Annotated in this window: 26 protein-coding genes; 17 read left to right on the top strand and 9 right to left on the bottom strand. The window is 69.1% G+C overall.

Features of this window, described 5'->3' with window-relative positions:
• The first annotated feature begins 128 nt into the window (after positions 1-128).
• Complete coding sequence (locus BLP38_RS07240; protein ID WP_172824674.1) at positions 129-2,312, top strand: MMPL family transporter; 2,184 nt, start codon at positions 129-131, stop codon at positions 2,310-2,312.
• Between the two features lie 112 nt (positions 2,313-2,424).
• Positions 2,425-2,937, top strand: coding sequence for a MarR family winged helix-turn-helix transcriptional regulator (locus BLP38_RS07235; RefSeq protein WP_091355182.1), 513 nt, complete (start codon positions 2,425-2,427; stop codon positions 2,935-2,937).
• A 6-nt stretch (positions 2,938-2,943) separates the two neighbouring features.
• Here BLP38_RS07235 and BLP38_RS07230 read toward each other — a convergent pair whose 3' ends face one another.
• Positions 2,944-3,225 carry a hypothetical protein gene (locus BLP38_RS07230; protein ID WP_231916457.1) on the bottom strand — a complete coding sequence of 94 codons (282 nt, stop codon included), beginning with the start codon at positions 3,223-3,225 and terminating at the stop codon, positions 2,944-2,946.
• Positions 3,226-3,291: 66 nt separating this feature from the next.
• The gene (locus BLP38_RS07225; protein WP_091355179.1) at positions 3,292-3,900 is read right to left on the bottom strand and encodes a TetR/AcrR family transcriptional regulator; all 609 of its coding nucleotides are present in this window, start codon (positions 3,898-3,900) and stop codon (positions 3,292-3,294) included.
• Positions 3,901-3,981: 81 nt separating this feature from the next.
• Between BLP38_RS07225 and BLP38_RS07220 the strand changes: the two genes are divergently transcribed.
• From BLP38_RS07220 to BLP38_RS07205, 4 genes are read left to right on the top strand one after another with little or no spacing between them, the layout of a single operon-like run.
• Entirely contained in the window at positions 3,982-5,355 is a 1,374-nt protein-coding gene (locus tag BLP38_RS07220; RefSeq protein WP_091355176.1) for a glycoside hydrolase family 30 protein, read from the top strand.
• Positions 5,356-5,374: 19 nt separating this feature from the next.
• Positions 5,375-5,767, top strand: a complete 393-nt coding sequence (locus BLP38_RS07215; RefSeq protein WP_091355174.1) for a VOC family protein — start codon at positions 5,375-5,377, stop codon at positions 5,765-5,767.
• A 35-nt stretch (positions 5,768-5,802) separates the two neighbouring features.
• Entirely contained in the window at positions 5,803-6,846 is a 1,044-nt protein-coding gene (locus tag BLP38_RS07210; protein ID WP_091355171.1) for a DUF1266 domain-containing protein, read from the top strand.
• Positions 6,843-7,244 (top strand): GNAT family N-acetyltransferase, encoded by a 402-nt coding sequence (locus tag BLP38_RS07205; protein ID WP_091355168.1) that lies wholly within the window; start codon positions 6,843-6,845, stop codon positions 7,242-7,244. Before BLP38_RS07210 ends, BLP38_RS07205 begins: the two co-directional genes overlap by 4 nt.
• A 35-nt stretch (positions 7,245-7,279) precedes the next feature.
• Here BLP38_RS07205 and BLP38_RS07200 read toward each other — a convergent pair whose 3' ends face one another.
• Positions 7,280-7,576, bottom strand: coding sequence for a rhodanese-like domain-containing protein (locus BLP38_RS07200; protein WP_020096921.1), 297 nt, complete (start codon positions 7,574-7,576; stop codon positions 7,280-7,282).
• Positions 7,577-7,638: 62 nt separating this feature from the next.
• Between BLP38_RS07200 and BLP38_RS07195 the strand changes: the two genes are divergently transcribed.
• The 7 genes from BLP38_RS07195 to BLP38_RS07170 are packed head-to-tail and all read left to right on the top strand — an operon-like array spanning position 7,639 to position 13,862.
• Positions 7,639-8,517, top strand: coding sequence for a hypothetical protein (locus BLP38_RS07195; protein WP_091355165.1), 879 nt, complete (start codon positions 7,639-7,641; stop codon positions 8,515-8,517).
• Between the two features lie 44 nt (positions 8,518-8,561).
• Positions 8,562-9,194, top strand: a complete 633-nt coding sequence (locus BLP38_RS07190; protein ID WP_091355161.1) for a LysE family translocator — start codon at positions 8,562-8,564, stop codon at positions 9,192-9,194.
• A gap of 42 nt (positions 9,195-9,236) precedes the next feature.
• Positions 9,237-10,106, top strand: a complete 870-nt coding sequence (locus BLP38_RS07185; RefSeq protein ID WP_091359647.1) for an aldo/keto reductase — start codon at positions 9,237-9,239, stop codon at positions 10,104-10,106.
• A 48-nt stretch (positions 10,107-10,154) separates the two neighbouring features.
• On the top strand, positions 10,155-10,475 hold the full coding sequence (locus BLP38_RS07180; RefSeq protein WP_231916455.1) for a hypothetical protein: 321 nt from the start codon (positions 10,155-10,157) through the stop codon (positions 10,473-10,475).
• Positions 10,476-10,514: 39 nt separating this feature from the next.
• Positions 10,515-10,679, top strand: coding sequence for a hypothetical protein (locus BLP38_RS14315; protein WP_172824673.1), 165 nt, complete (start codon positions 10,515-10,517; stop codon positions 10,677-10,679).
• A 36-nt stretch (positions 10,680-10,715) separates the two neighbouring features.
• A complete protein-coding gene (locus BLP38_RS07175) occupies positions 10,716-11,510 on the top strand; it encodes an MOSC domain-containing protein (RefSeq protein WP_091355154.1) in 795 nt (264 codons plus the stop codon).
• A 42-nt stretch (positions 11,511-11,552) separates the two neighbouring features.
• Entirely contained in the window at positions 11,553-13,862 is a 2,310-nt protein-coding gene (locus BLP38_RS07170) for an acyltransferase family protein (protein WP_091355151.1), read from the top strand.
• Between the two features lie 5 nt (positions 13,863-13,867).
• Here BLP38_RS07170 and BLP38_RS07165 read toward each other — a convergent pair whose 3' ends face one another.
• A complete protein-coding gene (locus BLP38_RS07165; RefSeq protein ID WP_091355148.1) occupies positions 13,868-15,670 on the bottom strand; it encodes a hypothetical protein in 1,803 nt (600 codons plus the stop codon).
• Positions 15,671-15,718: 48 nt separating this feature from the next.
• Between BLP38_RS07165 and BLP38_RS07160 the strand changes: the two genes are divergently transcribed.
• Both BLP38_RS07160 and BLP38_RS07155 read left to right on the top strand, forming a co-directional pair.
• Positions 15,719-16,735 carry a Gfo/Idh/MocA family protein gene (locus tag BLP38_RS07160; protein ID WP_091355145.1) on the top strand — a complete coding sequence of 339 codons (1,017 nt, stop codon included), beginning with the start codon at positions 15,719-15,721 and terminating at the stop codon, positions 16,733-16,735.
• A gap of 35 nt (positions 16,736-16,770) precedes the next feature.
• Positions 16,771-17,070 (top strand): Dabb family protein, encoded by a 300-nt coding sequence (locus tag BLP38_RS07155; protein ID WP_091355142.1) that lies wholly within the window; start codon positions 16,771-16,773, stop codon positions 17,068-17,070.
• 18 nt (positions 17,071-17,088) lie between these two features.
• Here the strand turns inward: BLP38_RS07155 and BLP38_RS07150 are convergent, their stop codons facing one another.
• The 5 genes from BLP38_RS07150 to BLP38_RS14215 all read right to left on the bottom strand — a co-directional run bounded on the left by BLP38_RS07150 (position 17,089) and on the right by BLP38_RS14215 (position 22,959).
• The gene (locus BLP38_RS07150) at positions 17,089-18,180 is read right to left on the bottom strand and encodes an alkene reductase (RefSeq protein ID WP_091355138.1); all 1,092 of its coding nucleotides are present in this window, start codon (positions 18,178-18,180) and stop codon (positions 17,089-17,091) included.
• Between the two features lie 46 nt (positions 18,181-18,226).
• Complete coding sequence (locus tag BLP38_RS07145; protein ID WP_091355132.1) at positions 18,227-20,266, bottom strand: ABC transporter ATP-binding protein; 2,040 nt, start codon at positions 20,264-20,266, stop codon at positions 18,227-18,229.
• Entirely contained in the window at positions 20,263-21,990 is a 1,728-nt protein-coding gene (locus BLP38_RS07140) for an ABC transporter ATP-binding protein (RefSeq protein ID WP_091355127.1), read from the bottom strand. Before BLP38_RS07140 ends, BLP38_RS07145 begins: the two co-directional genes overlap by 4 nt.
• A 75-nt stretch (positions 21,991-22,065) precedes the next feature.
• Complete coding sequence (locus BLP38_RS07135; protein WP_231916585.1) at positions 22,066-22,440, bottom strand: response regulator; 375 nt, start codon at positions 22,438-22,440, stop codon at positions 22,066-22,068.
• 48 nt (positions 22,441-22,488) lie between these two features.
• A complete protein-coding gene (locus tag BLP38_RS14215; RefSeq protein WP_157681071.1) occupies positions 22,489-22,959 on the bottom strand; it encodes a hypothetical protein in 471 nt (156 codons plus the stop codon).
• Positions 22,960-23,088: 129 nt separating this feature from the next.
• Here BLP38_RS14215 and BLP38_RS07130 point away from each other — a divergent pair, with 129 nt between their 5' ends.
• On the top strand, positions 23,089-23,556 hold the full coding sequence (locus BLP38_RS07130; RefSeq protein ID WP_091359644.1) for an SRPBCC family protein: 468 nt from the start codon (positions 23,089-23,091) through the stop codon (positions 23,554-23,556).
• Positions 23,557-23,650: 94 nt separating this feature from the next.
• Complete coding sequence (locus tag BLP38_RS07125) at positions 23,651-25,351, top strand: AAA family ATPase (RefSeq protein ID WP_091355119.1); 1,701 nt, start codon at positions 23,651-23,653, stop codon at positions 25,349-25,351.
• Positions 25,352-25,357 lie beyond the last annotated feature (6 nt).

Below are 25,357 nucleotides of genomic sequence, written 5' to 3'. Positions count from 1 at the left end.
GGGAAGAGAGTGCACATCGTCAATGAATGCGACGCGCAGAGTCGGGGATGTTCACGCGCGAGCAATGTGGTGTATACATGTCATAACACGTATGACGTAACACTTAACTGGGGGAAGCCATGCACCGTGTGACCGCGATATCCATCCGACACCCCCGCGTCGTCCTCGCCGTCTGGGCGACGCTGTTCATCGCCGGCGCGCTGCTCGCCCTGCGGCTAGACGGTGCGCTGAGCGGTGGGGGGTTCACCAACCCGCGAGCCGAAGCGCTGCAGGCGCAAGCCGTTCTCGAGCAGAAGTTCGATGAAGCCCCCAACCAGCTCGTGATCGTCCTCTCCGCAGCCGACCCCGTCGCCGACGCCGCGATCGATGAGGCGGCCGACCTCGCCCGCGAGGCCGGGGCCGAGCGGGTGACCCTGCCGTCGGAACAGGCGGACCTCGCCTCCGACGACGGCCGGACGGTCGCCGTCATCGCCGGCTTCACGGCGGACAGTACGACGGTGCAGAACCTCGTGCCCGAACTCCAGGCATCCCTCGACGAACAGGACATCGCCGATGACGCCTACGTCACCGGTCAACCCGCGCTCGACTACCAGCTCAATGCGCACTCGAAAGCGGATGCGATCCGCGCGGAGCTGATCGTCTTCCCGATACTCATCGTCGTGCTGCTTCTCGTGTTCGGATCCGTCGTCGCGACCATCCTGCCTCTGCTCGTCGCGGGATCGGCTCTGATGATCTCGATGGGCATCGGCACCCTCGCGACCGGGGTCACCGAGATCTCGAACCTCTACACGAACATCGTCTCGATGATCGGGTTGGCCGTCGCCGTCGACTACTCGCTGTTCATCATCAAACGCTTCCGCGAGGAGCTCGCGGCCGGCAGGTCAACGCCCGACGCGATCCACGTGACGATGGCGACCGCCGGCCACTCCGTCCTCTTCAGCGGGTTCGCGGTCGCCCTCGCCCTGTCGGCGCTCTTCGTGCCGCAGATCATGGCGCTCACCAGCATCGCGCTCGGCGGCATCGTCGTCGCGCTGGTCGCGCTCGCCGTGACCATGCTCGTCCTGCCCGCGGGGCTCGCCCTGCTCGGCCCGCGGATTGACGCCGGCCGGCTGCCCTTCTCGTCGCGGCGGAAGAGGCCGGTCTCCGTGGCGGGCTCGGCCCGCATCCGCCGCCCCGGGCTGGTCGGTCTCGCCGGCGCCGCGGTCATGATCATCGCCGCCGTGCCCATCGCCGGACTCTCGCTCCAATCGCCGGTCGCCAGCGCGACCGTGCTCCCCGCGGGCGACCCGGCGCGCGCCGGGCTCGAACTGCTCGAATCCGACATCGGGCAAGAGGGTCTCTTCCCGGTCGACGTCATCCTCACGTTCCCGGAGGGGACCGCAGCCGAGACGGCTCTTGCGGAGACCGGAGAGGCGCGGGACTGGCTGACCGATCATTCCGGCGTCGACGGGGTTCTCGACGTGACGCAGTTCGCCCCGGCGGGAAGTCCGCTCGCCCAGGCGCTGAGTGACGGCACCGTCCCTGGCGAGGTCGAGCGGCTCTGGAACTCGACCGACGGCGCCATCGCCGCACGACTTCTCGTGACGACATCGGACGGGCCGGACACGGTCACCACCCACGCTCTCGTGAAGGACATCCGCGCCGACCTCGCCGGCCGGGTCGACGGGGGAGTGAGCGTGGCCGTGACCGGTGCCACCGCGCAGGGCGTCGACTTCGACGAGACCATCGTCGGCAGCATCCCCGCCATCGCCGCAATCGTGCTCACGCTGACGTTCATCATGCTCGCGCTCGCCTGGCGATCGATCCTGCTCCCACTGCTGGCGCTCGTCTTCAACCTGCTCGTCGTCGGAGCGAGCGTCGGGCTGCTGACCCTCGTGCAGAGAGCCGTCAGCGACGTCCCTCTCAATTCCGTGACGCCCATCCTGCTGTTCGCCGTGATGTTCGGTCTGAGCATGGACTACATGGTGATCATCATGTCCCGCATGAGGGAGCTCTACCGGAACGGACTGGACTACGAGCAGGCGGTCCTGCAGGGTGCGGCACGGACCCGGGGGATGATCAACAGCGCCGCGGTCATCATGATCGCCGTCTTCCTCTCGTTCATGACGGCGCAGATCAGCATCGTGCGCGAGATCGGGATCGGACTCGCGATCGCCGTCGCCCTCGACGCGGTCGTCATCCGGATGCTGGTCATGCCGAGCATCCTTCGTGCGATCGGATCGCGGGCGTTCGGACGACGCGCCGAGCCGGAGCCCGCGTCAGACCCCGACGCGGGCCGGGAGGCACCCACGCGGGAACCGGCGCTCACCTGAGCGGGGATGCCGGCCGGCCGACCTCCTCCCCCCGGACGCCGGCCGGCGTTCCTCACCTGGCACACTGGGTGCAGAGCGACACCCGCGATCGACCCGAACGGCTGGATGAAGCATGACCGACACGGCGCTGACGCCATCTGAGGCGGACCCCGCGACCCTCGCACCCTTCGAGCTGCGCTACCTCGTGCTCGCCGCTCAGCGCGAAGGCAACCGCGCGCTCGGGCGTCAGCTGGCACCCCTCGGCCTCACGTCGTCGCAGTTCGAGATCATCCTGGTGCTCGACCAGTACGGTCCGGTGTCGCTCAAGGAACTCGGTGAGCTCATCGTCTGCGAGACGGGAAGCCCGAGCAGGATCGTCGACACGCTCGTCAAGCGGGGTTACGTCGAACGCACGCCTCACCTGAAGGATCGGCGCGCCCTGGAGTTGAAGCTCACCGACGCCGGACGGCAGATCGTGCCGCACCTGCGCGAGATCGACCGGGCCATCGACGAGGGCGCCCGTCTGCTCCTCGACCCCGCCGACCTCACGGGCCTCGCGACGGCGCTGCGCACGTACCTCACGGGGAGCGAGTCCGGCGCTGTGCTCGAGCGCCGATTCCGCGGCGCTCCGCTCGCGGACGACTGACCAGCGTCAGGCGTTACCGCTGAGCAGCCACATCATGAGGGCGCTCGTCGAGATCAAGCCGGTGACCGCAGCGATCGATCCGAGCGAGCCACCCACCAGCGCCATCACCTTCGACTGGCCGCGCGTGAGGGCGTAGATACCCAGCCCGAAAGCCGTCAGACCGAGGATCAGCCCGAGCCACGGGACGAGCCCGGTGAGGAACGCGGCGATGCCGACGACGAGCGTCGCGATCGCGAGTCGGTTCGACGGTCGCGCGGCGGCGGACTGCCTCGTCGGCGTCTCAGACATCGTTCTCCCACACATCGGCTCGCGGGCTCTGTCGCCCCCGTTCACGCTACCGCGCGGCACCGGCTGTCAGGAGAGGTCGACCGTGGTCAGCAGCTCGAGGTGCTTCCGCAGCGTCTCGGTGACATCGACGGCATCCGGATCGTGCATCCACTGCACCTGCACCCCGTCCCACAGCGCCAGGGTCGACACCGCCGCGAACTCGGGATCGACGCCCGGGCGGAGGAGCCCGGCATCCGCCATCTCGCGGAACGCGGACGCGAACTCGCTGCGCACCCGGGCGTAGCGCAGCACGAAGTACTCGTTGCTCGGGTGGTCCGGCGTCGCCGACTCGGCCGCGAGCAGCGTGTACAGCTCGACGATGCCCGGGATCTTCTCGTTCGCGCGCGCCAGGCGCAGGAACGCCGCGGGGGTGTCTGCGGGACTGGCCGTGCGGTCCGGATCGGCATCCGTCAGACTCCGGGTGTCGCGGTCCTCGAGCACCTTCTGCAGCAGAACGCTCTTGTTCGCGAAGTGGTGCAGGATCGTCGACGCGTCGATGCCGACCCGATCGGCGATCTCCTTCAGTGACCCCGCGCGGTAGCCGTGCGTCGCGAAGACGTCGCCGGCGGCATCCAGGATCTCGCGCTGACGCGCCGCCGTTTTCGCGTACGGACCGCGCTTGCTCGAAGAAGGCATGGGTTCAGCCTACCCGGCAAAGTTCAACACCCATTGGATTTTGCGCTAGCGTGGGCGGACGCGACTCACAGGAGAGAGCACATGGCCGCACCCATCCGCTGGATCAGCACCACTCAGGAACAGCCCTGGCGGGAGCTCGCCGCACCCGCCCTCGGCGAGGTGCGCGCCATGCCCTCGGTGATCCTGCAGACCGACGACCCGCAGCAGGCCGTCGAGGGCTTCGGCGCCTCGTTCAACGAGCTCGGCTGGACATCCCTTGCCCACCTCAGCGAAGAGGACCGGGATGCCGTGATGCGAGAACTCTTCGAACCGGGAACGGGCCTGAACCTCACCCGCTGCCGCATGCCCGTCGGCGCCAACGACTTCTCCACCGACTGGTACAGCTACGACGAGACCCCCGGCGACCTCGCGCTCGACGACTTCTCGATCGAGCACGACCACGCGACGCTCGTGCCCTTCATCCAGGCCGCGCAGCGGCACCAGCCCGACCTCACCCTCTGGGCCTCGCCGTGGAGTCCGCCGACCTGGATGAAGACGAACGGCCACTACGCCGCGGCCAAGGCGAGCCCGCTCGCGGCGGGTGTGGACAACGGCATCCGCGACGACCAGCTCGGCGCCGAGGGCACCGACATGATGCGCCTCGACGACGAGACCCTCGCTGCGTACGCCTCCTACTTCGGCCGGTTCGTCGACGCATATGCCGAGCTCGGCATCCCCGTCACGATGGTGATGCCGCAGAACGAGTTCAACTCGGCGCAGATCTTCCCGAGTTGCACGTGGACCCCCGAGGGACTCGCGGCGTTCGTCCGCCACCTCGGTCCCGAGATGGCGTCGCGCGGCGTGGATGTCTTCCTCGGAACGCTCGAACGCGCGGACGACGGGCTCGTCGAGCGGGTGCTCGCGGACGCGACGGCCGCCGAGTGGATCTCGGGCATCGGCGCGCAGTGGGCGGGCAAGGGGGCCGTGGCTTACCTGCACCGCCATCACCCGGAGCTCGCGATCTACCAGACCGAGCAGGAATGCGGCGACGGCAGTAACGACTGGCGCCTCGCACGCCACGCCTGGTTCGTCATGAAGCACTTCCTGCTCCACGGTGCGACTGCCTATATGTACTGGAACATGTCGCTGCTCGAGGGCGGGGTGAGCCGCTGGGGCTGGGCGCAGAATTCGCTCGTGACGGTCGACCCCGACACCGGCTCGTACGTCTTCACCCACGAGCACTACATGCTCAAACACGTCTCGCACTTCGTGGCCGCTGGAGCTCGCCGCATCCCGACGCTCAGCTACACCGGACACGAGAATCAGCTGGTGTTCCGGAACCCCGATGGCAGCCTCGCCATCGTCGTGCAGAACGACCTGGGCGAGGAGATGCCGATGACGTTCATGATCGACGGGCAGGCGCTCGAGGTCGTCCTGCCGGCGGACTCGCTGAACACGCTCCTCGTTCCCGCCTGACGTCGAGGAGACTCGGTCCATGACCGGTTTTCATCACATCGAACTCTGGGTTGCCGACCTCCCCGTCGCGCAGACCGAATGGGGATGGCTGCTCGCCGAGCTCGGGTTCGCCCGCGACAGCGTGTGGACCGAGGGGGAGTCCTGGTCCGCGGGCGGCGCCTACCTGACCCTCACGACCTCGCCGAACCTGTCGACGACCGTGCACGACCGGCGAGCTCCCGGGGTGAACCACCTCGCTTTCTCGGGCGGATCCCGCGCCGACGTCGACGCGATCATCGCCGCCGCGCCGGACCACGGCTGGCGCCTTTTGTATCAGGAGCGGTATCCGCACGCAGGCGGCCCCGATCATTACGCGGGATGGCTCGAGAACTCGGCCGGAGCGAAAGCCGAGATCGTCGCCGACGCAGCCTGACGCGAACGCGTCCGGAGCGGTGCCAGGATGGTCCGGTGGCCCCTGACGTGAACGCCCTCCAGAACCATCCCGGTGACGTCGAGTACCCCGTCCGAGCCCGCCGGCGCTACGCGCAGGCTCTCGAAGCCAAGCGCAAGGCCGACCCCGCCGAGATGCGCAGGCGTGCCCTGCCCGTCACCCTCATCGCCGCCCCGTTCGGCATAGCCGGCTTCGTGCTCTCGTTCGTCTGGGAGGTCGACGAGGTCATCGTCAATTTCTTCGCCTTCGCCGTCGGCATGGCGTTCGGCCTCCTCGTCGCCTCGATCATCCTCGCGAGAAGGGATGCCGGTGCTCCCCGCCGTGCGCAGCTCGCCTACATCGAGGCATCCGGTCGGCAGCCCCTCACCCCGCGGCAGCAGCAGATCCTCGCGCTCGACGCCGCGAGCGACTTCGCCGTCCGCGGCTGGAACGGCTCTCTCGCCTTCACGCCGACCTTCGCCGAGCTGCCGGGGGAGCTGCGCACGAAGCACCAGGACGGTGAGAAGAGTTCGCCGTGGTTCTCGCTCCCCGTCACACCCCTCAAGCAGCTGCGGGGCGCGCTGGACGAGCAGTTCAAAATCGTCGCGAAGGCCGACGCAGAGCTCCTCGTCGCCGACACGCTCGTCATGGGACTGAACTCGCAGCGCTTCGCCGAGATCGCCCACAGCGACAACGCGGAGCACATGATGTCGCGCGTCGCCGCGCTCACCGAGCTGCCCGTCTTCGATATCCAGGACCTCGCCCGAGGCAGCGAGGAACACCCCGCCCGGCTGCTGCTCGCCGCTGACATCGAGCGTGGCATCGGCGGCATCCGCTACGCCTACGTCGCCGGCTACCTGACCGCCGACGAGACATGGACGCTGCTCGAGCCGCTCGCCGAGAAGGCATTCCGCACGTACGGCAGCTGGGACGAATACTGGCGCGAGGTGCTCATCGCCACCGCGTTCCGCACCGACTCACTGCAGGCCGTGCAGAGTCAGCGCGACGCGCTCACTGAACTGCGCACATCGCCCTGGCCCGCGGCATCCGTCGCCTGGCCGTCGGAGGAGGCACGCGCATGAGGATCACGACCGACCTCGACGAGATCGACCTCGGCGTCGTGCATCGCTGGCTGTCCGAGGGTGCGTACTGGGCGCTCGGCCGACCCCGCGACGTGCTCGAGCGAGCCGCGCAGAACTCCCTCAACTTCTTCGCCGAGGGCGACGACGGCACGCCCCTCGGATACGCCCGCGTCGTCACCGACTCCGCGACCTTCGCATGGCTGTGCGACGTGTACGTCGATCCGGGAGCGCGCGGCAAGGCTGTTGGCAAAGCGCTGGTCGGCGCCGTCATCGAGGTGATCGACTCGCTGGGCTTGAAGCGCACCCTCCTCGCAACCGCCGACGCGCACGGCCTCTACGAGCAGTTCGGGTTCACTCTGCACCCGAACCCCGAGCGGGTCATGCAGCGCGGCGGCTGACGCTCAGTCGAACGCCGCCGCAACACCCGCCCGGGTCACTTCTCGACCTCGCGGCCCTCCGCGATCCAGGAGCCTGTGCCGCCCTCGACGTTCGTCGTCTCGAGACCGTGGTGCTCGAGGAACGCGGCCGCGCGGGCGCTGCGTCCGCCGGCCTGGCAGATGAGATGCAGGTCGTCGAGTTCGCGCAGCTCGTCCACGTGATCGGGGACCGTGGCAAGGGGGATGTTGCGCGCACCGGGCACGTGACCGGCGGCGAACTCGTCGGGTTCGCGCACGTCGATGATGTTCGCGGGGGAGGCCTCGGCGAGCTGCGCCGTCGTGATGGAGTGCATACCTCGATGGTCGCAGATCTCGCGGGCCCCGGCGCGGAGTCGGCGATCGTTACCCTCGGAGTATGCCGATCCGCTCCGCTCTTCGTGCCCTGAACGATTCCACCTCCATCACCCACGGCGTCGTGTCGTCGTGCGTCGTCGGCGCCCTCACCCTCATCGACCCACGCCGTCTCACCGTCGGGCAGCGCCTCGTCTACCGCCTGGCGAACGCGGGGCTCGCCGCCTGGACCGTCGGCGTCGGTCTCCGCAGCAGCGGTCCGAGCGGCGCCGTCCCGCCGGCCGGGCGGGCGGCCCTCGTCGCGGGCACCGCCGGTGCGGCCCTCGGCTTCGCCGATGCAGGCGAAGCGGTGGATGCCCGCGTGCAAGGCGCGATCGCGCGAACCGGCGCGCGGCATCCCCGCCGTTGGCTGGCAGTCGGAGGGGCCATCCTCGCCTTCGGCTCGTGGTGGGCGAGCCGCACCCTCGACACTCCGCAGGACACCCCCGAGGCGCAGGAAATCGCCGTCGACCTGCCGGAGGACGTCCGGGCTCTCGCTGCGCACCTGCTCGCCGCCACCGACCTGTTCGGCGCGCCGGAGCTCCGCGCCCAGCTCGCACATGCGGAGCGTCTCGTCTTCGACGACAGCGACGGCGGGTTCTGGCCGGACGCGCAGCTCCTCGTCGCCGACGATCTGCCGCGGGCCGTTCCGGCGCACGCGACGTTCCCGGTCGTCGGTCGGTTCCGCGCCCTGGGCGATGTCACGTTCGACGTGCGGCTCATGGTGACGGACGGTGTGCTCACGAGTGTCTTCGTCGACGAAGGCGCCGACTGGACGTCCGAGCAGCGCGACGCCTGGTACGAGTCCGGCGGCGACCTCGCAGAGCTCGGCGACTGGCCCGCGCTCGGCGACCTGGAGATGCTCATCGAATCGCCCGCGGGGCTTCGCCCGATCGGCGCCTAGGCGGCACGGTCGGAGACGGATGCCGGGCGCGATAACGTTCCCTCATGATCCCGATCGAGAACCTCGTCGCCTTCGCCTTGGCGTCGATCGTTATCATCGTCATCCCGGGTCCCGGCGTCCTCTTCGTGGTGGGTCGCTCCATTGCGCTCGGGCGCCGCGCGGGCGTCCTCAGCGTGCTCGGAAACTCCCTCGGGAACATCCCGGCGATCCTCCTCGTCGCGTTCGGTGTCGGCGCGATCGTCGCCTCATCCGTCGTCGCGTTCACGGCGATCAAGGTCGTCGGGGCGATCTACCTCGTCTACCTCGGCGTGCAGGCGATCCGGCACCGGAAGCACCGAGCCGAGCGGGACGGGCGCGGATCGGCATCCGTCGTCACCCTTCTGCGACAGGGCTTCATCGTCGGGCTCACCAACCCGAAGACCATCGCGTTCTTCGTCGCCGTCCTGCCGCAGTTCGTCGCGCGGGATGCGGGCCCGATCTGGGCGCAGCTGCTCCTGCTCGGCCTCACCTTCCAGGTGATCGCTCTCATCTGCGACAGCACCTGGGCCGTCGCGGCCGGCACCGCGCGAACCTGGTTCGGGCGCTCGCCGCGGCGGCTGTCCACCCTGTCGGGCGCCGGTGGCGTCCTCATGATCGGGCTCGGCGGCGCACTCGCCCTCACCGGCGCGAAAAGCTGACGAACGGGAATGTTCCGGCGGGCTGATGCGCTGCACCTCCCCATGACGAACAACACGAAGCCTGCACAGTCGTCCGGCACGTTCCGCATCGGCGGAGACCTCGAGGTCAACCGCCTCGGTTACGGCACCATGCAGCTGACCGGCCCCGGCGTCTGGGGTCCGCCGAAGGACCACGACGAGGCCATTCGCGTCCTCCGTCGCAGCGTCGAGCTCGGTGTGAACTTCTTCGACACCGCTGAGTCCTACGGGCCCTACGTCGCCGAGGAGCTCCTCAAGGAGGCGCTGCACCCCTACGCCGACGACGTCGTCATTGCGACCAAGTCCGGCCTCACCCGCACCGGCCCGAACGTGTGGCCCCCGCTCGGACGCCCCGAGTTCCTGCGCCAGGGCGCGGAGATGAGCCTCCGGCGCCTCGGTCTCGAGCGCATCGACCTGTTCCAGCTGCACCGCATCGACCCGAAGGTTCCGCTCGAGGACCAGGTCGGCGAGCTGAAGGCGCTGCAGGACGAGGGGAAGATCCGGCACATCGGCCTGTCCGAGGTCTCGGTCGACGAGGTCAAGGCCGCGCAGGAGATCGCCGAGATCGTCACGGTGCAGAACCTCTACAACCTGCAGCACCGCGACGCCGAGGCGCTCCTCGACTGGTCCGAGGAGCAGGGCATCGGCTTCATCCCGTGGTTCCCGCTCGCGACCGGCGGCCTCACCGGCGCCGACTCGCCGCTGACCGACATCGCCGAGCGCAAGAACGCGACCCCCGCGCAGGTGGCGCTCGCGTGGCTGCTGAAGCGTTCGTCGGTCATGCTCCCGATCCCCGGCACGTCGAGCGTCGCCCACCTCGAGGACAACCTCCAGGGCGCGGTCATCGAGCTCACCGACGAGGAGTTCGCGGAGCTCTCGAAGCTCGGCAGCTGAGCCCCGGCATCCCTGGCGTCACGCGTCCACCTCTGCAAGGGTGGGCGCGTGACGCATTTCAGTGGTCAACCCGTCGTCCGGATGTGGACCGGTGTGGTGCGCGCTGAAGACGCGGACCGCTACATCCGGTACGTGGAGCGCACCGGCATGGATGCGTATAGCGCCACCCCCGGCAACCTCGGAGCGTGGCTGCTGACGCGCGATCTCGGCAACGGCCGCACGGAGATCACGACCCTGTCGCGGTGGGAGAACCTCGCCGTGATCGCTGCCTTCGCCGGCGACGACATCGAACGTGCGGTGTTCTACCCGGAGGACGACGAGTTCCTCATCGAGCGCGACGAGCGGGTGCGTCACTATCAGCAGGCGTGACCGTATCTTCTTCACCCCATCCCGCGTACGGTGAGCACTATGTGGACAGTTCTCATCATCTTGCTGATCATCTGGGTGGTGCTGTCGATCGTCGGTTTCGCGTTCGAGGGTCTCTTCTGGCTCGGCCTCATCGGCATCGTGCTCTTCGTCGGCACCCTCGTGTTCGGCTTCATCCGACGGAGCGCCGCCAGGAAGAAGATCTGACCGGAGCCACGCCTGCGAGTGGTGCACGCTAGAGCCATGGCTGCTGTCTCGTCGCTCTACCGGTATCCGATCAAGGGCTTCACGCCCGAACCTCGCGCCGAACTCGTCGTGCAGGCCGACGGGCGTATCGCCGGCGACCGCGTGCTCGCCTTCCGCTTCGCCGACGCCACGGCTCCCGAGGACGATGACGGCCTCGACTCCTGGCCGAAGAGCCGCGGCCTCGTGCTCATGGACTTCCCGTCCATCGCCCGCCTGCACGTCGAACTCCAAGATGGCGTCGTCCGTATCAGCGAGAACGGCTGCCTGTTGGTCGAAGCGGGGCTCGATGACGCGGGCCGCCGCGAGCTCGAGGATGCCGTCACCGGCTTCGTCGAACGCTCCTCGGACGCGAGGTCCCTGCGGCGCGAGGGCGTCCTGCCCCTCCGACTCATCGGTGACGGCGTCACATCCCGATTCCAGGACCGGGCGCGCGGCTACGTCTCGCTCCACGGCGAGTCGACGGTCGCGCAGGTGGATGCCGCCGTGCCCGCACCCGTCGACGACCGCCGCTTCCGCTCCAACATCGTCGTCTCGGGCACCGCGCCGTGGGAGGAGCTCGACTGGTCGGGCCGCGTCCGCATCGGCGACGTCGAGTTCGAGGTCCAACGCCCCATCGGTCGCTGCGCGGCGATCACCGCGAATCCCGATACGGGCGAGCGCGACGCGCGCCTGCTGCGCGTGCTGACGACCGAGTTCGGTCAGAGCGAGGCGACCCTCGGCATCCTGCTGCTGCCCGTCGGCGACGGCGGCACGGTGCACGTGGGGGACGAGATCGTCGCCGACCGGAACTGACCGCCTGGGAGCGATCCCATAGACTCTTCGTCGGCATTCCCCATGCACTCTCCGATCCACACCCCCGCTCCACCGCGCCGCGACATCCAAGGCCTTCGCGCCCTTGCCGTCCTCGCGGTCATCGGCGCACACGCCGCCGGATGGCCGGCGGGCGGGGTCATGGGGGTCGACGTGTTCTTCGTCATCTCGGGATTCCTCATCACCGGGATGCTGCTGCGCGAAGCGCGTGACACCGGCCGACTCGCGCTCGGCTCGTTCTACGCGCGCCGAGCGCGCCGCCTGCTGCCCGCGGCGCTGACCGTGCTGATCGCCGTGACCGTCGCCGGCTGGTTCCTGTTCAACCGCACCCGCGGCGAGCAGACGCTGTGGGATGCCGCCTGGGCGGCCGTCTTCGCCTCGAACTGGAACTTCGCCGCGCAGGGCACCGACTACTTCGCCGACACCGGCGCCGTCTCGCCGCTGCAGCACTTCTGGTCGCTGTCGGTCGAGGAGCAGTTCTACCTCGTGTGGCCGCTGCTCCTCCTCATCGTCGTCGCCCTCACCGGTCGCACGCGGGTCAGGATCATCGCGGGCGTCCTCGCCGCGACGGTCGTGGCGGGGTCGTTCGTCTGGGCTCTCGTCCAGTCCGATGCGCAGGCGACCGTCGCGTACTTCTCCACCCTGACCCGCGCGTGGGAGCTCGGCCTCGGCGCGCTCGTCGCCGTGCTCGTTCCCCTGCTGCGCCGCATCCCTCGCGCGCTCGGCGGGATGCTGCAGTGGACCGGCGTCGCAGGGATCGCCGCCTCGCTGCTGCTCATCGATCCGACCAGCGGAGGCTTTCCCGCCCCGTGGGCTGCGGCGCCCGTCGCCGCCGCGGCGCTCGCGATCGCGGGAGGTGTCGGGGGAGACCCCCGGCATCGTCACCTCTTCCCGCTCACGAACCCGGTCACCGTCTTCGTCGGTGACGCGTCGTACTCGCTCTACCTCTGGCACTTCCCGGTCGTGGTCTTCGCGGCCGTTCTGCTCCCGGCATCCGAGTGGCATGTCTGGATCGTCCTCGGCGCGAGCGTCGTCCTCGGGCTCGCGTCCTACCTGATCATCGAGCAGCCGCTGCGCTACGCGCCGTTCCTCGGTGGGATGCCGCGCGCCGACGCGCCCGCTTCCGCACCGGACGCCGACCCGGAGCCGGCTCCCGCGCCGGTCGTCGCGGTTGCGACGACCCGTCCTGAGGGGTGGACGCCGGGGACGCGGTATTTCCCGGGATCGTCGCGCCCAGCGGCTCCGCGTATCGAGCCTGCCGCGGTGGTCGCCGCGCCGGTCGTCCCTGTGGCCGCGGTCGACCCCGTCTCCGAGCCGCGCGGGGACGTCATGGCCGTGTGGCGCGAGCGCTTCGCCCCGCAGGTCTTCCTCGCGACTGCGGCGCTCATCGTCGTGGCCCTCGCGGGCACCCTCGGCGTGACGACATCCGGTCACGGTCCGCGGTTCGGCCTCCCCGAGCTCGCCCCGGCAGCCTCGGCGCCGACCGTCTCGGGCGACCCGACCGCCGACCTGCAGGCCGAGCTCGCGTCGGCTGCCGCCGCTGACGCGTGGCCGTCCCTGAGCCCGTCGCTCGACCGGGTGATGGTCGCGTCGTCGGCAGCGAACCCCGCCCACGATTGCTTCTCGCCGGAGGCGACGACCGCCTGCGGGTGGGGGAGCGGTGACGCTCCCGTGCACATCTGGCTCGTCGGCGACTCGACCGCGATGGCGTACGCGCCCGCGTTCCGCCGCATCGCCGACGACAGCGCCGGCGGCATCCGCGTCTCGGCCATGGGCATGTACGGATGCCGCTTCACCGACGTCCTCGTGCAGAACGACGATCCCCGGGTGATGGCGGGATGTCAGGCGCGCAAGGCCGCGGTGCGTGCGGCCATCCTCGCCGACAAGCCGGACCTGGTCGTGATGTCCAACGCGTACACCCTCGGGCGGTCGGTCGACGGCACCGACCTCTCGGCCGAGAACCTCATCGCGGCGCAGCGACGCGAGGCGGACTCGTACGACGTGGGAGAGCGGATGCTGTACCTCGCCCCGCCGCCGCAGGGCGTCAGCCTCGCCGCCTGCTACACGCCGTCGTCGTCCCCGCAGGCGTGCGACAGCACCGTCGACACCACGTGGCGCGAGATGGAGGCCGCGTCCGAGCACGCGGCGAAGACGGCCGGCGACCACGCGATGTCATCGCTGCCGTTCACGTGCGTCGACGGTGTCTGCCCGCCCTTCGCCGGCACGATCCCGACGAAGTACGACCAGACCCACCTGACCGTCGAATACGCGGAGCACATCGCACCCGCGCTGGGTCAGGCGCTCGACGGGGCGGGTCTGCTGACGACGCGCTGAGCGGTTTAGATGCCCGCGTAGCGGGCGATGTAGTCGTCGTCAGGTGTCGACGATCGCCGGCGAACCGTGAAGACACGTCCGAAGCCGCAGTCCCAGTCGGCCCAGGTCGTCGACAGCTCCGGCCCGGCGACCACGGAACCGCCGAAGGAGAGAACCGCGGCCTCGGCGGCGGCCTCCCAGAGATCCTCGTCGATCCCGGCGATGTCGAACGCGACGAGCCGCTCTCGGTGGACGCCGTCGACTTTCACCACGGCGCGTGCCACGGTCGGGTTCGTGTACTGCTGATCACTCTCGTCGAAAAGCTGCGACATCCGGTCGGCGTCACGCGCTCGCTCGATCTCCGGGGAGAACGCTGTGATGATCCCGACCGGTTCATTCTTCCGCCGCAGGACGTCCTGGCCCAGGTGGACGACGAACGCGGCCATGTTCAGATCGGCTGGTCGCGTCCACGACGGCGGGTCCGCGAGCCAAGCTTCGTAGCTGTCGCGTCCTCGTCCGATCAATGACCCCACCACGGCGAGCTCCTCTCCGTTGAGCGTCCGGTCCGAGGCGATGATTGCCCGTGCCGCGGGGAGCGCCCTCATCGACAGAAGCCCGAGGGTCTGTGTCCACCGGAGGACGAAATCCTCACCGCGCGCAGCCAGTTCGCGGTCGAAGCGGTGATAGATCATCACGCCGTCGAAGCGGCCCCTGAAGAGTTCCAGATGAGGCCAGAACTCTACATCTGGCAGCGGTTCCAGCATCGTGGCATCCCGTGACATCGGGCGAGGCGTCGGACTCCACCGATCGACGTTGCCGGCGAACCACGACTCTACGTCAGCCCGTGCCGCGCGGGGGAGCGGCGTGTCCCACAGGAGGAGGGGCCCCGCTGCGTCTCCCGCGAAGGCGCATTGATCGATGAGACGGTCGGTCAGCGGTGGGGCCTTCGTATCGAGGTCGGGCGAGGTCACCCGTATCCAGAAATGCTCCGATCGCGTGCGCGCCGTCCGCGTGAATGTCCGGAGTACGCTGCCCGAGATGGGCCCGCGAAGCGAGTCGTTGGTGTTGTCGATCTCTTCGAAGTCGACCTCCCAGAACGCGGACAGACTCCCTCTGCCCGCGTCGTACTCCTCCTCATCTTCAGCAGCAGCGCGCGTGCGAGCGAGCCCAGGGAGCGCGTTCTCCAGATCGGTCATCGACGGACGCATCCCGCGGTGCTCGCGCAGTTCGATCTCGTCCACATCGCCCATAGAGAGGATGGGCGAGTAGTCGTTCCCTACCACTCCCGGGGTCCACGAGAAGGCTTGCAGACCGCGCAGATGGCGAACGAACTCCAGCGAGTCGACGCTCGTCCTGCCCTCCGTTGCCACGCCGACCTGAAGATCCCGCAACGCTGTCAGCGTGCCGATCGGAGAATAGTCCCGAAGACGCGCGGCCCCCTCGATGCGCAGGGAATGCAGCCGACCGAGCGACATCAGCGGCCGAAGGTCGGTGAGCGAGGTCGCCCACCCGATGTGGAGCTTCTCGAGTTGCCGCAGCGAACCGATCGCCGACAGGTCCGTGTAGCGCCCCCGCTGGACGCGGAGATCGAGCACGTTCGTCTGGGCCGATAAGGCTTCGACCATGCGATCGTTCGACCACCCCGCGAGTTCCAGCTGCACGATGGGTCGCCGCGTGCGGAGGAACGCGATCCACTCCTCGAGCACCGCGAGCTGCTCGGTGCGGCTGTCGGCGCTCGACCACATTCTGATCGAGACCCGGTCCTGCCCGTCGTACTGGTACGGGCGCTCGAGGTAGGGGACGTCATCGTCGAGGGTCCAGTCGTGCACATCGCGAGCCTAGGGTGCGCCGGGCGGACCATGCGCCAAGATGGCGGGATGCCTCTCATCCCCGCGCCGCGCCTGATCGACCCTGCCGCTGTCCCCGCCCTTCGCTGGGGCGTGATCGGCACCGGCATCGCCGACCAGTTCGTGCACGCGATCCACGCGCACACAGTGCAGCGTGCCGTCGCCGTGACGGCGCGCGACGCGGCGAAGACCCGGGCCTTCGCGGAGCGGCACGGCATCGCGCGCGTGCATGCGTCCGTCGACGGCCTCCTCGCCGACGCCGAGGTCGACGTCGTCTACGTCGCGACGCCGCATCCGCTCCACCGCGAGCTCGCGCTCGCCGCGATCGCCGCGGGCAAGCACGTGCTCGTCGAGAAGCCCATCGCGATGTCAGCGGTCGACGCGCGCGAGATCCTCGACGCGGGTCGCGCCGCGGGCGTGCTCGTCATGGAGGCGATGTGGACCCGCTACCTCCCGCAGGCCGACGTCGTCGCCCAGCTGCTCGATGCCGGGACGATCGGCGAGGTCGCCCTCGTGCGCGCCGACTTCGGCTCGCTCGTCGAGTTCGACGCCACGAGCCGCATGTTCGATCCGGCGCTCGGCGGCGGCGCGATGCTCGACCTCGGCGTGTACCCCGTCTCGTTCGCGGCGTCGATCATCGGCGCCCCGAGCGTCGTCCGCGCGGTGGGCACGCTGGCGCCCACCGGCGTCGACGACAGCGCCACGATCGCCCTGCGGACGGATGCCGGGGCCCAGGCCGCGCTCACCGCCGGCTTCCGGGCCGTCACGCCGATCGAGGCGACGATCTTCGGTTCGCAAGGACGCATCGACGTGCTGAGCCCGTTCTTCGGGCCGAGCGGCATCCGCCTCACCCTGCCCGACGGCACCGCCGAGGAGTGGCGCGACGACGCCCTGCCGCAGGTGCACGACGGCCTCAGCTACCAGGCGACAGCGTTCGCGTCGTTCGTGGCAGCCGGGCTCCTCGAGTCGCCGCTGCACCCGCACGACGAGGTCGTGTCGGTCCTCGAGACGATCGACGAGGTCCGTCGCCAGATCGCCGCCGGCTGAGCGACCAGGGCAGCCCGGGGTTAGCCTTGGTCACCATGACCATCCAGCACACCGTCGTCTTCGCCCTGCACCACGCGGAGGAGTCCTCCGAAGAGAAGACCTTCCTGACGGACGCGCAACGGTCCCTCACGGCCATCCCCGGCGTCCAGCAGTTCCGGATCAACCGTCAGATCAGCCCGAAGAGCGATCTCCGTTGGCAGTTCACGATGCTGTTCGACGACCAGGACGCGTACGACGCGTACAACGCCCACCCCGACCACGTCGCCTTCGTCGAGAGCCGCTGGAGCCACGAGGTCCGCGACTTCCAGGAGTTCGACTTCGTCGCCGGCGACTGATCGGGGCGGGCGGCGGGCTCAGCGCTCCGCGCGCACCTCGGCGAGCGACGGGTAGTCCGTGTAGCCCTCTGCTCCGCCGGCGTAGAAGAGCTCCGGGCGCGGCTCGTTGAGCTCGGCGCGCTGCTCCCAGCGGGTCGGCAGATCCGGGTTGGCGATGACGGGACGGCCCACCGCGACGGCATCCGCCCAGCCTTCGAGCACGAGCTCCTCGGCCTCTTCGCGGGACGTGACGACGCCGAAACCCGAGTTGAGGATCGTCGGCGCACCCGCCGCGTGGCGGATGTGCTGAACGAGGTCGCTCTTCGGCTCGGCGTGCAGGATGTCGACGAACGCCAGGCCGAGCGGGGCGAGGCCCTCCGAAAGAGCCGTGTAGGTCGCGCGCGCGTCGGCGTCGTCGCTCTCGAGGACCCCCGGGATCTGATGCTGCGGCGAGAGACGGATGCCGGTGCGCTCCGCCCCGACCGCCTCGGCGACCGCACGGGTCACCTCGACGCCGAACCGCGCGCGGTTCTCGGGCGAGCCGCCGTAGACGTCGCCCCGGACGTTGGACTCGGGGGAGAGGAACTGGTGCACCAGGTAGCTGTTCGCGCCGTGGACCTCCACCCCGTCCATGCCTGCCGCGATCGCATTGCGCGCCGCCTGAACGAACTCCTCGACGACGTCACCGACCTCGGCGGTCGTGAGGGCGTGCGGGACGGGGAGGTCCACCTTCTCACCCGTGACGGTGCGACCCTGCCCCGGCGAGGCGATCGCACTCGGGCCGACGACGAGCTCGACACCGGAGATCTCCGGATGCGAGACCCGGCCGCCGTGCATGAGCTGCATGACGATCGTGCCGCCCTCCGCGTGCACCGCGTCGGCGACCTTGCGCCATCCGGCGATCTGCTCATCGGTCTCGATTCCGGGCTGTCCCGGGTACGACTTCCCGGCGGCGACCGGCCAGGTTCCCTCGGTGATGATGAGGCCCAGGCCCGCACGCTGGCGGTAGTACTCCACCATCACGTCGTTCGGAACGCCGTCCTCCGCAGCCCGCGTGCGGGTGAGCGGTGCCATGACGACACGGTTGGACAGATCGAGGGCGCCGAAGACGGCGGATTCGTACAGGCTCATACCGAGACGTAACCGCTCCGAGCAGCGGTCCTATTCCTGCCGCCTGTCACCCGTCCGACGGAGCGCCCTCCTCGGCCGGTGCCGCCTCGACCAGGTCGTCGTGCGCCTGCTCGAACTGCGAGCGGTAGAGGCGGTAGTAGGCGCCCTGCTGCGAGATCAGCTCCTCGTGCGTGCCCTTCTCGACGATGTCGCCGTGCTCCATCACGAGGATGAGGTCCGCATCGCGGATCGTCGACAACCGGTGCGCGATGACGAACGAGGTCCGTCCCTCACGCAGCGCTGCCATCGCGTGCTGCAGCAGCAGCTCGGTGCGGGTGTCGACGGAGGATGTCGCCTCGTCGAGGATCAGCACCGCCGGCTGTGCGACGAAGGCGCGAGCGATCGTGATGAGCTGCTTCTCTCCGGCGGACACGTTGGAGGCGTCCTCGTCGAGCATCGTGTCGTAGCCATCGGGCAGAGAGCGGACGAACCGGTCCACGCGGGTCGCGACCGCGGCATCCACGATCTCGTCGTCGGTCGCCGATTCGCGGCCGTAACGGATGTTCTCGCGGATCGTCCCGGCGAACAGCCACGGGTCCTGCAGCACCATGCCGGTGCGCGAGCGCACGTCATCGCGCGAGAGCTGCGCGATGTCCTGCCCGTCGAGCAGGATGCGACCACCGTCGAGCTCGTAGAACCGCATGAGCAGGTTCACGAGCGTCGTCTTGCCGGCGCCCGTGGGACCGACGATCGCCACGGTCTGCCCCGGCTCGACCCGGAACGACAGGTCCGTGATGAGTGGGTGCTCGGGCGCGTACGCGAACTTCACATGCTCGAACTCGATGACACCGCGGCCGTCACCACGCGCGGGGGCGTCGGCGGCATCCGGTTCCTGCTCGTCGGCGTCGAGGAGTTCGAACACGCGCTCGGCAGACGCGGTGCCCGACTGGACGACCGCGGCCATGCCGCCGAGCTCCGACAACGGCTGCGTGAACTGCTGCGAGTACTGGATGAACGCCTGCACGTCGCCCAGGCGAAGCTGGCCGCTGGCGACCTGCAGTCCGCCGAGTACGGCGATGCCGACATAGGTGAGGCTGCCGACGAACGTCATGGACGGCATGATCATGCCCGAGAGGAACTGCGCCTTGAACGCGGCCTGATAGAGCTCCTCGTTCTCCTCCTGGAACTTCGCGCGCGCGTCTGCCTCGCGGCCGAACACGCGGACGAGCGAGTGACCCGAGAAGGACTCCTCGACGCGGGCGTTCAGCCGGCCGACCTTGCGCCACTGCACGCCGAAGGCCTTCTGCGACTTCGGGCCGATGACGCCGAAGATGATCGCCATGAGGGGAAGGGCGATGAGCGCCACGATCGCGAGCTGCCACGAGATGGAGAACATCATGACGAGCACGCCCACGACCGTGAGCACGGCCGTCAGTGCTCCCGACAGGGACTGCTGCATCGTCTGCGTGATGTTGTCGATGTCGTTCGTGACGCGCGAGATGAGTTCACCGCGCTGGACGCGGTCGAAGTGCGACAGCGGCAGACGGTTGAGCTTCGCTTCGACGTCCTCGCGCAGACGCCACATGGTGCGCACCATGATGACGTTGATGACGTAGCCCTGCGCCCACGTCAGGATTGCTGAGACCACGTAGATGACGAGCACCCACGTGATGATCACCTTGAGGGCGTCGAAGTCGACGCCCGATCCGGGCGTGTAGCTCTGCATCGCGGCGACGATGTTCGCGAAGTCGTCCTGGCCCTGGCTGCGGAGCGCGTCGACCGTCTCGCTCTGGGTCAGTCCCGCGAAGGCCGGGTTGTCGCCGAGGGTCTTCGACAGGAAGCCCTCGAAGACGATGTTCGTCGCCTCTCCGAGCACCTTCGGAGCGATGACCGCGAGCACCACGCCGATGGCTCCGGCGACGGTGACGAGACCGAACATCCACTTGAACGGAGCCAGCAGCCCGATCATGCGGACGAAGCTCGGACCGAACTGCGACGCTTTGCCGGGCGCGACCGAATCCCACGATCCGCTGTTCAGGCGCGCCTGCTCGGCGAGCTCGGCCTCGAGCTTCTCGTCTTCGGTCATCTGCGTGTCGGGCGAGCTCATGCGTCCACTCCCAGCTGCGATTCGACGATCTCGCGGTACGTCTCGTTGGTCGCGAGGAGTTCGCTGTGCGTGCCCACGCCGACCATGCGGCCGGCGTCGAGGACGACGATCCGGTCGGCGTCCATGATCGTCGACACGCGCTGGGCGACGACGATCTTCGTCACCTCCGGCAATTCACGCCACAGTGCCTGTCGTAGTCGCGCGTCGGTCGAGAGGTCGAGGGCCGAGAACGAGTCGTCGAACACAAGGATGTCGGGGCGGTGCACGATGGCGCGGGCGATCGACAGCCGCTGCCGCTGACCGCCCGAGACGTTCGTACCCCCCTGCGCGATGCGGGCGTCGAGACCGCCCTCCATCTCCTCCACGAAGTCGCGGCCCTGCGCGATCTCCAAGGCGTGCCAGATCTCATCGTCGGTGGCATCCTCACGCCCGAAGCGCAGATTGGACGCAACGGTTCCGGTGAACAGGAAGGCCCGCTGAGGGACCAGGCCGATGCCTTTCCAGAGCTCGTCGAGGTCGGCCTCGCGCACGTCGACGCCGGCGACCCGCACCGAGCCGCCGGTGACGTCGAACAGGCGGGGGATGAGCGAGACGAGCGTCGTCTTCCCCGCGCCGGTCGAGCCGACCACGGCGACCGTCTCGCCGGGGGCGGCGGCGAAAGTCAGGCCTTCGAGCACGGGCGAGTCGGCGCCGGGGTAGGTGAAGGACACATCCTCGAACTCGACGGCACCGGGCCGGGGGAAGTCCCGCACGGGCTGCGCGGGACGGGCGAGTCCGCCGTCGACGGCGAGAACCTCGCCGATGCGGTCTGCCGAGACCGCGGCGCGCGGGATCATGATCGTCATGAAGGTGGCCATCAGGACGCCCATGAGGATCTGGCCGATGTACTGCATGAAGGCGAACAGAGTCCCGATCTGCACGGACCCCTCGTTGACCTCGATGCCGCCGAACCAGATGACGCCGACCACCGTGACGTTGAGCACGAGCATCGCGAGGGGGAACATCAGGACGAACAGCGACCCGACCTTGCGGCCGACGACGAGGATGTCGGTGTTCGCGCCTCGGAAGCGCTCCTCCTCGATCGGCTCGCGCACGAAGGCGCGGACGACGCGCACACCGGTGAGCTGCTCGCGCAGGATCCGGTTCACGGCGTCGAGCTTGGTCTGGTAGCTGCGGAACAACGGCACCATGCGGCTGATGATGAGGATGCCGATCACCAGCAGCGCCGGCACGGATACGCCGATCAGCCAGCTGAGGCCGACGTCCTGCTGCAGGGCCATGATGATCCCGCCGATGGCGAGCAGGGGAGCGGTGACGAGCATCGTCGCGCCCATCATCGCCAGCATCTGCACCTGCTGCACGTCGTTCGTGTTGCGCGTGATGAGCGATCCGGCACCGAACTGCGTCACTTCGCGTTCGGAGAATCCACTGACCCGTTCGAAGACGTCTCGCCGGATGTCGCGGCCGACGGCCATCGCGGCGCGGGCCGCGAAGAAAGTGGCCACGATCGAGGCGACGATCTGGCCGAGTGCGATGGCGAGCATGAGCACGCCGTGCGACCAGATGTAGCCGACGTCGCCCTGGGTGACGCCCTTGTCGATGATGTCGGCGTTCAGCCGAGGGAGGTACAGCGCCGCCATGGCGGAGGCGAACTGGAAGATCAGCACGCCGATCAGCAGCCAGCGGTAGGTCCGGAGGTACCGGACCAGAAGGGTTCCGAGCATGGATCTCAGAGTGCCACTACCTGCCGACATCCGCGTCCCCCCGCGGGTGGATGTCCGCTAACGGCGTAGCCGCCCTCAGCCCGCGAGCTCGAGGAGCTCTTTGACGTGTCCGACGATCTCGCGCGGGCGGAACGGCTTCGCGACGACCTCGTTCACGCCGGCGCGGAGTGCCACCTCGCGGTCGCTGCTGTGGACGCGCGCGGTCAGCATGATGATGTGCGGCTGCCGGATATCGACGCTCCGACGGATTTCCTGAGAAGCCTGGATGCCGTCTGTCCCGGGCATCATCCAGTCCATCAGGACGACCCGCGGACGGTGCTCGCGCACCCGTTCGACCCCCTCGCGTCCGTTGCCCGCCCGAACGACGGAGATGCCGGCACGCTCGAGGCTGGAGACGAGGAGCATGGCGATGTCGTCGTCGTCGTCAACCACCAGCACCGATATCGCCACCCCGGTACTCTGACACGATCCGGGGGTGCGGGGTAATCGCGGGGAGATCTATCCGAACAGCCCGCCGCCACGCTTGTCGGCCTCCAGCAGGTCCTGTTGCGCCCGCTCGTACAGAGCGAGCAAAGCGTTCAGTTTCTTGACGACATCGAGGGTCTTCTTCGACGCGCTCGCCCACCCTGAATTCTTCTTGGCTTCTTGCAGATAGCGCTGGGCGGTGTAGGCAGGTGACTGGACGGACTGCCATCTACTGCCCGCATTCCCCAGCGTGCGGATGAGCTCATCCGCGCGCTTCTTCTTAGCGGTCGTCGTCCCCGCGGCGTGAATCGCAGCATTCCCGCCTCTGATTTTTCCGATCGCTTCTCGCAGCGCATTTATCTCGGCCTGATAGCCGGATGAGGTCAGTCCGCTACGGACGGAAGCGGCAGGGGTCGCCGCAGCGGCGGGAACTGCAATGGCCCCGGAGAGCGACACGCACACGATTCCCACCGCTGCCACTGTCGCGCTGAATGGCTTGTTCATTCCTGAGATCCCCCGTTTCATTCGCGTCGGTCTGGTTCGCGGATCTCGTCGAGCCACTCAACGCGCGCGCCCATGCTATTGGACGCGATCGCCGGGCGGTCGGAGATCGGCGTGGCTAGCCTGGGCAGCATGACCGCCACCTTCACCGAGGTCACTCGGGCGTCCTGCACGCCCGAGGAGCTGTTCGAGCTGTCGCTGTCGATCGACACGCACCTGGAGTCGATGGCGCGGTCCGGCGAGCGTGCGGTCGGGGGTGTCACGAGCGGCACGATCGGCCTGGGTGAGAGCGTCACCTGGCGGGCGCGCCACTTCGGGATCGTCTGGACCATGACGTCCCGGATCATGGCGCTCGAACGACCCCACCTCTTCGTGGACGAGCAGGTACGCGGGCCGTTCCGGTCGTTCCGGCACGAGCACCGATTCGAGCGCGAGGGCGACGGGACGGTCATGACCGACACGATCACCCTGCGCTCGCCATTGCTCGGGTGGATCGTCGAGCCGCTGCTCCTGCGGCCCTATCTGCAGCGGCTCATCCGCTCACGCAACCGCGTCCTCGTCTCCTCGCTGGGACGATCGAGTCCGGATCAGGTGTCCTGAGGTCGTGTTCCTGCCCGTCGACCGGGGATTTCAGCGCCGCTCGCGATAGCGTGGGAGCGGTCCGCCCCCGCGGTCGGACCGTCGAAAGGAACCCATGAGCATTGGCAGCGACCCGGCACGCGCGACTGCGCACGTCACCGGCGGAACCGCACGGTTCACGGCGACCGACGGTGCGGAGGAGATGTTCGAGGCCGCTGACGCGGACGCAGTGCGTCGCCTCGTCGTCGATCGTGTCCGAGCGGATGCCGCGGCGACCGGCACGCCCATCGAACTGCTCACGAGCGGGGACCGCGGCGACCACCGACTCGTCGTCGATCCTGCCGGCGACATCGACGTCGAGCTGGACGACCGCACCGTGACCCGCGCCGAGCTCCGACAGCAGGCGTGGTGGACGACCGATCCGGAGCCGGCGGACCAAGCCGAGCCCGAGGCGGAGCTCGAGGCAGAGCCCGGGTCCGAGGCGGACCCCGAGCCCGAGGCGGACCCGGAGCCGCAGGCGGACCCGGAGCCCGAGGCGGACCCGGAGCCGCACGTCGAACCCGTCCTCGTCGCAGAGGTACCCGCGTTCTTCCCGCCCTCGGCCGGCGACGACGGCGATGACGATGACCTCGACGATCCGACTCCCGCCGGATGGGAACCCGCCCGCGTGACCGAGATCCCTGCTGCGGCACCCGCTCCGGACGATGCGGCGAGCGGTGGGCCGACCACCGGGACCGACCCGGTCGAGGTCGCTCGGGCGTCCTTCGCCGCGGAGGACCAGCCCGCCCCCGTCGAGGTCGCCGCGACCGAGCCCACTGCGCCCGAGGCGTTCACGCCCGAGGTCACGACACCCGACGCGGCGCCCGCAGCCGACACGGCGTTCGAGGCATCCGCTGCTCAGGGTCCGCGCCCGTCGTTCATCGAGCCGCCGAGCGATCATCCCGCCACCGTGACCGGCTGGCGCGCGTTCTTCGTGCGCATCGGCCTTCCCGTGAAGCCGTCGAAGGCAGAGATCGAGCGCGCGGAGCGCGAGAAGGCGGTGTCGCGCCAGTGGGCGGGATGCCGCGCGATCGCGGTCGCGAACGGCAAGGGCGGCGTCGGCAAGACGATGACCACGGCGGTCCTGTCCGCGGTGTTCGCGCGGCACGGCGGCGGCAACGTCCTCGCCTGGGACAACAACGACACCCGCGGCACGCTCGGTTGGCGCACCGAACAGGGCGATTACGACACGACGATCCGCGACCTGCTGCCCGAAGCGCCGCGGCTGCTCGAGGCGACGGCATCCGTCTCGGACATCGCCCGGTTCGTCCATCACCAGTCGGTGGACCGCTACGACGTGCTCCGCTCCAACCCCGAACTGCTCGCCGCGGACCAGCGCATCACGACGGCCGACTTCGATCTGCTCGCGCAGGTCGCGGCCCGGTACTACCGCATGGTGATCTTCGATTCCGGCAACGACGAGTCGGCCGATCGCTGGCTGCGGATGATCGATTCGGCGCACCAGCTCGTCGTTCCGACGCTCGCCGCGCCCGAGTCGGCGGAATCGGCTGCGCTCCTCCTCGACGCTCTCCGCAAGCGCGACGAGCACTCCCGCCGGCTCGCCGACGGCGCCGTCGTCGTCGTCGGGCAGTCCGAGCGTGCGGGGATCGGCGCCGCGCAGCGGATCGCCGCGGGCTTCGAGGGTCACGTCCGTGCGGTCGAGATCATCCCCTTCGACGACTCCCTGAAGGCGGGTCGCATCCGCTACGACGCGCTCCAGCCCCGGACGAAGGACGCCTGGATGCGCGCCGCGGCCGCGGTGGCTCGAGGATTGTAGGTTCCG

This window comes from Microbacterium sp. LKL04, from assembly GCF_900102005.1.
GTDB lineage: Bacteria > Actinomycetota > Actinomycetes > Actinomycetales > Microbacteriaceae > Microbacterium.
The sequence above is the reverse complement of the archived record's forward strand: the minus strand, read 5'-3'. Positions and strand labels throughout refer to the sequence as shown.

Excerpts from the sequence above, each read along its gene's own strand:
- BLP38_RS07145 (WP_091355132.1), bottom strand. The coding sequence starts at position 20,266 with ATGAGCTCGCCCGACACGCAGATGACCGAAGACGAGAAGCTCGAGGCC.
- BLP38_RS07195 (WP_091355165.1), top strand. The coding sequence starts at position 7,639 with ATGCCGATCCGCTCCGCTCTTCGTGCCCTGAACGATTCCACCTCCATC.
- BLP38_RS07200 (WP_020096921.1), bottom strand. The coding sequence starts at position 7,576 with ATGCACTCCATCACGACGGCGCAGCTCGCCGAGGCCTCCCCCGCGAAC.
- BLP38_RS07125 (WP_091355119.1), top strand. The coding sequence starts at position 23,651 with ATGAGCATTGGCAGCGACCCGGCACGCGCGACTGCGCACGTCACCGGC.
- BLP38_RS07230 (WP_231916457.1), bottom strand. The coding sequence starts at position 3,225 with ATGTCTGAGACGCCGACGAGGCAGTCCGCCGCCGCGCGACCGTCGAAC.
- BLP38_RS07130 (WP_091359644.1), top strand. The coding sequence starts at position 23,089 with ATGACCGCCACCTTCACCGAGGTCACTCGGGCGTCCTGCACGCCCGAG.
- BLP38_RS07170 (WP_091355151.1), top strand. The coding sequence starts at position 11,553 with ATGCACTCTCCGATCCACACCCCCGCTCCACCGCGCCGCGACATCCAA.
- BLP38_RS07185 (WP_091359647.1), top strand. The coding sequence starts at position 9,237 with ATGACGAACAACACGAAGCCTGCACAGTCGTCCGGCACGTTCCGCATC.
- BLP38_RS07150 (WP_091355138.1), bottom strand. The coding sequence starts at position 18,180 with ATGAGCCTGTACGAATCCGCCGTCTTCGGCGCCCTCGATCTGTCCAAC.
- BLP38_RS14215 (WP_157681071.1), bottom strand. The coding sequence starts at position 22,959 with ATGAACAAGCCATTCAGCGCGACAGTGGCAGCGGTGGGAATCGTGTGC.
- BLP38_RS07190 (WP_091355161.1), top strand. The coding sequence starts at position 8,562 with ATGATCCCGATCGAGAACCTCGTCGCCTTCGCCTTGGCGTCGATCGTT.
- BLP38_RS07205 (WP_091355168.1), top strand. The coding sequence starts at position 6,843 with ATGAGGATCACGACCGACCTCGACGAGATCGACCTCGGCGTCGTGCAT.
- BLP38_RS07220 (WP_091355176.1), top strand. The coding sequence starts at position 3,982 with ATGGCCGCACCCATCCGCTGGATCAGCACCACTCAGGAACAGCCCTGG.
- BLP38_RS07175 (WP_091355154.1), top strand. The coding sequence starts at position 10,716 with ATGGCTGCTGTCTCGTCGCTCTACCGGTATCCGATCAAGGGCTTCACG.
- BLP38_RS07225 (WP_091355179.1), bottom strand. The coding sequence starts at position 3,900 with ATGCCTTCTTCGAGCAAGCGCGGTCCGTACGCGAAAACGGCGGCGCGT.
- BLP38_RS14315 (WP_172824673.1), top strand. The coding sequence starts at position 10,515 with ATGTGGACAGTTCTCATCATCTTGCTGATCATCTGGGTGGTGCTGTCG.
- BLP38_RS07155 (WP_091355142.1), top strand. The coding sequence starts at position 16,771 with ATGACCATCCAGCACACCGTCGTCTTCGCCCTGCACCACGCGGAGGAG.
- BLP38_RS07235 (WP_091355182.1), top strand. The coding sequence starts at position 2,425 with ATGACCGACACGGCGCTGACGCCATCTGAGGCGGACCCCGCGACCCTC.
- BLP38_RS07140 (WP_091355127.1), bottom strand. The coding sequence starts at position 21,990 with ATGCTCGGAACCCTTCTGGTCCGGTACCTCCGGACCTACCGCTGGCTG.
- BLP38_RS07160 (WP_091355145.1), top strand. The coding sequence starts at position 15,719 with ATGCCTCTCATCCCCGCGCCGCGCCTGATCGACCCTGCCGCTGTCCCC.
- BLP38_RS07215 (WP_091355174.1), top strand. The coding sequence starts at position 5,375 with ATGACCGGTTTTCATCACATCGAACTCTGGGTTGCCGACCTCCCCGTC.